Below are 6,404 nucleotides of genomic sequence, written 5' to 3'. Positions count from 1 at the left end.
CGGCGCCTCGGTATCGAGCCAATGGAACGTGAAACACAATGAGCGCAAGGCCCCTCGCCCGCTATGACGCGACCTTGCGCGGGCTGGCGCGCAACGACCGGCTGAGAACGATTGTGCCGCGCGCCGGACTCGACTTCTCGTCGAACGACTATCTCGGGCTTGCCAGATCCCAGAGGCTAGCCAATGCCATCGGCGCAGCGCTCGCTCGTGGCACGCCAGTCGGAGCAAGCGGTTCGCGACTGCTCCGAGGCAATGCGCCCGAACATGAGGAGCTTGAGGCAAACGCGGCGGCGTTCTTCCGTGCCGAGCGTGCCTTGTTTTTCGGCGGCGGTTATATCGCCAATTTCGCCCTCCTCACAACACTGCCGCAGAAAGGCGATCTTCTCGTCCTCGACGAACTTGTGCATGCCAGCGCCCATGAAGGCGCCCGTGCCGGCCGGGCGCAAATTGCCGTCGCGGCTCACAATGATGCGGACGCTTTTGCAAACATCATCCAGGAGTGGCGCCAATCCGGCGGTATTGGACACGTGTGGATCGCTGTCGAAAGCCTGTACAGTATGGATGGCGACCGCGCACCGCTCAAAGACCTCATGGTGCTGGCCGATCGCCATGACGGGTTCTTGCTCATCGATGAAGCGCATGCGACCGGCGTCTACGGGCCGAATGGGCGCGGCCTTGCCGCCGCGTTCGAGGGACGCGAGAATGTGGTGACGCTGCATACATGCGGCAAGGCGCTTGGCGCGTCCGGCGCGCTGGTGACCGGACCGCGAACGTTGTGCGACTATCTCGTCAACCGATGCCGGCCATTCATCTATGCAACGGCGCCATCGCCGTTAATGGCCGTCGCGGCCCAGGAAGCGCTCGCTGTCCTGCAGGAGGAGCCTGATCGCCGCGACCGTCTGGCCGACCTGGTGAGCTTTACCGCCGAAGAACTGATGAAACGCTGCGGCGTTGCGGCCAGCGGTTCGCAAATTCTCCCGGTCATCGTTGGCGACAACGGCCGTTGCATGGCGGTGGCGGCGGCACTCCAGGCGCGCGGTTTCGACATACGCGGCATTCGCCCGCCGACGGTGCCCGAAGGCACGTCGCGGCTGCGCATCTCACTGACGCTCAACGTCGACGAGGCCGACATTTCCGCCATGGTCGAGGCGCTCGTCGAAGTGTTGGCCCAAACATGATCGGAGGCGGCATGACCCAACGCATCGTCATAACCGGCACAGACACCGGAATTGGCAAAACGGTGTTCTCGGCGGGATTGGCCGGCCTGCTCGACGGCTTCTACTGGAAGCCGGTGCAATCGGGCCTCGACGGCGAGACCGACAGCGACGTGGTCGCGCGGCTTGCCGGCTTGCCTTCGGAGCGCGTGCTGCCGGAGGCCTACCGCTTGAAGAGCCCGCTGTCGCCGCATCGCTCGGCCGAGATCGACGGCGTCGCGATCAAGGCTGCCAATCTTACTTTTCCCGTCCTGCCGACGCCGCTCGTCATCGAGGGCGCGGGCGGGCTGATCGTCATCGAGGGCGCGGGCGGGCTGATGGTGCCGCTCAACCGGCGCACAAGGTTCATCGACATCTTCGCTGAGTGGCGGCTGCCGGTCATTTTGTGCGCCCGCACCACGCTCGGCACCATCAACCACACGCTCCTGTCGATCGAGGCCCTGCGAGCGCGCTCCATCCCGCTGGCCGGCATCGCTTTCATCGGCGATGAGATGGCCGACACGCAACGGACAATCGTTGAAATGGGCGGTGTGCCGCAGCTTGGCAGGCTGCCGTATCTCGATCCACTGACGGACAAAACACTGCGAGACGCAATGATTGCCGGCTTCGCCTTCGCCTCGTGCACGGGAGATCACTGATGTCCCAGTCCCGTGTGTGGCATCCATTCACGCAGCACGCGCTCGAGCCCGCGATCCCTGAAATCGTCCGGACGGAAGGCGCCTACCTCCACAAGGCAGACGGCACGCGCATCCTGGATGCCATTTCCTCCTGGTGGGTCGTCACCCACGGCCACCGCCATCCCCGCATCATCAAGGCCATCGAGACGACCGCGGAGAGCCTCGACCAGATCATCTTCGCCGGTTTCACGCACGAGCCGGCCGAGCGCCTCGCGAAAGCACTCGTCGGCCTCGCTCCGCCCGGCCTCGACTGGGTGTTCTTTTCCGACAGCGGCTCGACCTCGGTCGAGGTCGCGCTGAAGATGGCGCTCGGCTATTTCCGCAACATCGGCGCGCCGCGCTCGCGCATCGTCGTCATGGAGCACAGCTATCATGGCGCCCGCGGCGTGTTCAACGCCGCCTACGAGCCGCTGCTGTTCGAGGTCGACACCATCCCCTTCCCGGCCGCCGGGCGCGAGCAGGAGACGCTGGACCGGTTCGAGGCAGTCTCCCGTGACCGGCACGCCGCCGCGCTGATCGTCGAGCCGCTGGTGCTCGGCGCCGGCGGCATGCTGATGTATCCGGCCTGGGTTCTCACTGAGTTGAAGAAGATCTCCGAGGCCTCTGGAACCCTGCTGATCGCCGACGAGGTGATGACCGGCTGGGGCCGCACCGGGACCATGTTCGCCTGCGAGCAGGCATCGATCTCGCCGGACATCCTGTGCACCTCGAAAGGGCTGACGGGCGGCGTGGTCCCGCTGGCCGCCACGCTTGCGACCGATGCCATCTTCCAGGCCCACTATTCGACGGACCGCAAAAGGACGTTTTTCCACTCAAGCTCCTACACCGCCAATCCGATGGCCTGCGCGGCGGCACTCGCCAATGTCGAGATCTGGCATGACGAACCGGTGGCCGAGCGCGTCGCGGCCCTGAGCGCAAAACAGGCCGCCGGGCTGCAACGCTTTCGGGACAATCCATACTTTGCCGACTGCCGCGCCACGGGAACGATCGCAGCCGTCGATCTGCGCACCGGCTCTGCCGGCTATCTGGCCGACATCGGGCCGAAGCTGCGCGCTTTTTTCCTCGAGCGCTGACTGCTCGTGCGTCCGCTCGGCAATGTGCTGTATCTCCTGCCGCCCTATTGCATCACCGGCGACGAACTGGACGGGCTCTATGATGCCATAGAGGAGGCCGGCGAACGCTTCGGCGCGAAGCCTTGAGCAGATCGTCGACTATTCTCGGGTTCGGCCATCATGCGCCGGCGCGCAAGGTCAAGAATCCGGAAATCGAAAACCGTCTCGGGCTCGAACCTGGCTGGATCGAGCGGCGCACCGGGATACGGTCGCGCTTCTGGGCAACCGACGAAGACACGCTATCGGGCATGGCCGTGCAAGCCGGCGACATGGCGCTGGCGAATGCCGGCATCGACCGTGGCGACATCGGTCTTTTGCTGCTTGCCACCTCGACACCCGATCACCTCTTGCCGCCCAGCGCGCCGCTGGTCGCCCATCGGCTGGGACTCGGCCGCGCCGGCGCGGTCGACCTGACCGGCGCCTGCGCCGGCTTCATCTATGCGCTGATGTTCGCCGACGGGTTTACCCGCCTGCACGGAAAGGCGAGCCTTGTCATTGCCGCCAACATCCTCAGCCGCCGCATCAATCCGGCCGAGCGTGGCAGCGCCGTGCTGTTTGCCGATGCCGCCGGAGCCGTGGTGATTGGTCCGTGCGATGACCCGGACCGGGGCATCCTCGGTGCCTCGGTGGATTCCGACGGCTCGCGCTATGGTCTGATCCAGATTGCCGCTGGCGGGAGCAACACGCCGTTCCACGCCGACCTCGATCTCGCCCAGACTCGGATAACCATCACCGACGGCCGCGAAGTGTTCGCCAAGGCCGTCGAGATGATGACCGCCTGCTCGCGGGATGCATTGGCCACAGCCAAAATGCTGCCGCATGACATCGACCGGTTCGTGCCGCACCAAGCCAATGCTCGCATTTTCGATGCGGTCGGGCGAAACCTCGGCATTGCCGACCACGCGATCGTCAAGACGATCGCGGAGTACGGCAACTCTTCCGCCGCCACGATCCCGCTGTCGCTCTCGCTGGCCAATCGCAGGGAGCCATTCCGACCGGGCGAGAGGATTCTTCTGGCGGCGGCGGGTGCGGGTCTTAGCGGCGGCGCCCTTGTCGTCGGAATCTAGCGGGGGTGACCCGCTGCCAAGATTAACCTTGCATGATGAATAGGGACAACAAAACCAATGCGCAAAATAGTCGCCGGCAAGCTGCACGGCATCCACGTCACCGAAGCAAACCTCGATTACCATGGTTCGATAACGCTCGACCCAGACCACTGCGAAGAAGCAGCGATCCTGCCCATGGAATTCGTGGAGATTTGGAACAAGAATTCCGGTGCGCGGATTTCGACCTATGTCATCCTCGGCGAGCGCGGCTCACGATGCTGTATTCTAAACGGAGCAGCTGCCCGCACTTGCCAGCCCGGCGACCAGATCATTGTCTGCAACTCCATCTATCTGGACGAAGCGCACATTACCTCTCTGAAGCCGCGGATCGTTACGTTCGACCAGGATAACAACATACTCGACCGCCTGAGTTACTCCGTCGATCTTGACCCAGACGGCCGTTACAGCTTCTCGATCCTTGACGAGGCGAACGAGCCCTTGGCCATTCCTGCCCTGGTCTCCGGGGCGTGACTCCCGCCGCACATGTGAGAAAGTCTCTCCGTCCCGTTCCAGCTTGCCCAGCGCTGAAGAGAGGACCTGAGCCTCACGGATCGCGCAATGTCGGCAACTCCACGGTTGAGCCAACAGCCACGCGGCTCGATTCCCTGTCTGAAGTCAGTTGCGGCGGCCGCCTGCAAATTCTTGCTGCTTTTTCCAGCGCCGCGGCCGGGTCCTTGACGACCTGGCTTTTCATGATCTTTGCCGACGTGTCGATCAAGCGGGTCACATAGTCGTCTTCCGCATCGCCAGCGGTGCCAACCATCATCGTAAATATGGCCAGCCGAACGGCCGCAAGCAGCGTTGAAATGGCCCTTCGGCGATGTGTTCCTTCCGTCGGCGCAAAGGCTCACCAGCCATCAACGTCTCCCCAAATCCGATGCAGCTGTCAGCGTTCGTCAATCGGTGGCTTGCTAGCAAGGCCGAGCCTGGCTCGTTGGTCATCGGCGAAATTCTCGGCGGGAGACTGTGTCATGAACCGAAGAACTGTCAGTTTGCCGTCCTCGACAATATGAACGGCCCATCCCCCGCCGCAACGCTTGACGCGCACGTCATTTGGCTCGCCAGCCACCATCGCTGCCCCTCATTTTCGTCGCCCTGGACCGAGACTGGAAGGCGTTCCCCGCACAGCGAAAAACACGAGAGCTTACGTAACGTCAAGCGCGGATTTTGTGATAGCTGATGCCTTGCCGATTTGACGGCGACGAGGATTTGGGCACGGAACGTCGGACCCGCGCGGCATCTTGCGCTCGTATCGATTTAGATGCCCGGATCGTGAATGTTAATGCAGACTTAACTACCCGCGGTCAATGTGACTGAGGACGCGTATTCAGTCCGAGTAACGCTGCAAAACCCCGCCGCTCGGGCCCAAGAGTGGCGGGTTTTTCGGCTGTGAAACGCTGGCGCGCAGAAGGCGGTGCAATCTGATCGCTGCGCCGCAAACAGGTCGCGACCGGCGGGCAGCAGGACATCTCGGCAAGCCGTGGTTTTCACAGCAGTGCGTCACGATCGCCCTGGTTTTGCCGAGCCGTCATGCGCAGCCATGGCGTTCACGCCGGACTGAATCCGGCGCGCATCCTTCTGCAAAGTCTCAAGAATGGCGATATCGATCCTGTCGAGCGGCATTTTCCGTGAATCCTGCGAATATCCTGCTATTTCACGCAAGGATTATCGAAACCGGCTTGCCCACGCAAGCGCATTCGCAAACACTTGCGAGCCGATTCATGGTTCACTCCGACAATACAGGGAGTGAGCCCAAAAGGGCCCGGATCAGGAGAAGAAAATGCGCGTCGGCTGCCCCAAGGAAATCAAGAACCACGAATATCGCGTCGGCCTCACGCCAGGCTCGGTCCGCGAATATGTCGCTCACGGCCATGAAGTGCTGGTCGAGACCGGAGCGGGCGGCGGCATTGGTGCCGACGACAACGCCTACCGCGCGGCCGGCGCCACCATCGCCAAGACCGCCGCCGACGTGTTTGCCAAGTCCGACATGATCGTCAAGGTCAAGGAGCCGCAGCCCAACGAATGGGTGCAGCTGCGTGACGGCCAGATCCTCTACACCTATCTGCATCTCGCTCCGGATCCGGAGCAAACCAAGGGCTTGCTGGCCTCCGGCGTCACGGCGATCGCCTACGAGACCGTCACTGACGATCGCGGCGGTCTGCCGCTGCTGGCGCCGATGTCGGAAGTTGCCGGCCGTCTGTCGATCCAGGCCGGCGCCACGGCGTTGCAGAAGGCCAATGGCGGCCGCGGCGTATTGCTCGGCGGCGTGCCCGGCGTGCTGCCCGGCAAGGTCAC

At 63.3% G+C, this 6,404-nt stretch carries 6 protein-coding genes and 2 pseudogenes; 6 read left to right on the top strand and 2 right to left on the bottom strand.

Annotated elements, in window-relative coordinates; genetic code table 11:
- Window positions 1-38: 38 nt before the first annotated feature.
- From DH10_RS16260 to panD, 5 genes and pseudogenes are all read left to right on the top strand, one after another.
- On the top strand, window positions 39-1,178 hold the full coding sequence (locus DH10_RS16260; RefSeq protein WP_192384993.1) for an 8-amino-7-oxononanoate synthase: 1,140 nt from the start codon (window positions 39-41) through the stop codon (window positions 1,176-1,178).
- Between the two features lie 11 nt (window positions 1,179-1,189).
- Entirely contained in the window at window positions 1,190-1,852 is a 663-nt protein-coding gene (bioD, locus tag DH10_RS16255) for a dethiobiotin synthase (protein ID WP_192384992.1), read from the top strand.
- Window positions 1,852-3,090: pseudogene (locus DH10_RS16250) on the top strand (adenosylmethionine--8-amino-7-oxononanoate transaminase). The gene bioD and the pseudogene DH10_RS16250 overlap by 1 nt, the downstream one beginning before the upstream one ends.
- Window positions 3,087-4,070 carry a beta-ketoacyl-ACP synthase III gene (locus DH10_RS16245; RefSeq protein ID WP_192384991.1) on the top strand — a complete coding sequence of 328 codons (984 nt, stop codon included), beginning with the start codon at window positions 3,087-3,089 and terminating at the stop codon, window positions 4,068-4,070. The pseudogene DH10_RS16250 and the gene DH10_RS16245 overlap by 4 nt, the downstream one beginning before the upstream one ends.
- A gap of 57 nt (window positions 4,071-4,127) precedes the next feature.
- A complete protein-coding gene (gene panD, locus DH10_RS16240; protein ID WP_192384990.1) occupies window positions 4,128-4,580 on the top strand; it encodes an aspartate 1-decarboxylase in 453 nt (150 codons plus the stop codon).
- 73 nt (window positions 4,581-4,653) lie between these two features.
- Here the strand turns inward: panD and DH10_RS16235 are convergent, their stop codons facing one another.
- Together DH10_RS16235 and DH10_RS37635 are read right to left on the bottom strand one after the other, a co-directional pair.
- On the bottom strand, window positions 4,654-4,875 hold the full coding sequence (locus tag DH10_RS16235) for a hypothetical protein (RefSeq protein ID WP_192384989.1): 222 nt from the start codon (window positions 4,873-4,875) through the stop codon (window positions 4,654-4,656).
- A gap of 734 nt (window positions 4,876-5,609) precedes the next feature.
- Window positions 5,610-5,732 (bottom strand): hypothetical protein, encoded by a 123-nt coding sequence (locus tag DH10_RS37635; protein WP_281423838.1) that lies wholly within the window; start codon window positions 5,730-5,732, stop codon window positions 5,610-5,612.
- Window positions 5,733-5,889: 157 nt separating this feature from the next.
- Here DH10_RS37635 and DH10_RS16230 point away from each other — a divergent pair.
- Window positions 5,890-6,404: pseudogene (locus DH10_RS16230) on the top strand (alanine dehydrogenase); the annotation flags it as partial.

The sequence above is a fragment of the Mesorhizobium silamurunense genome, from assembly GCF_014843825.1.
In the GTDB taxonomy this organism is placed as follows: Bacteria; Pseudomonadota; Alphaproteobacteria; order Rhizobiales; family Rhizobiaceae; genus Mesorhizobium; species Mesorhizobium silamurunense.
Note: the sequence above shows the minus strand (reverse complement) of the source record. Positions and strands in the feature narration are given on the sequence as shown.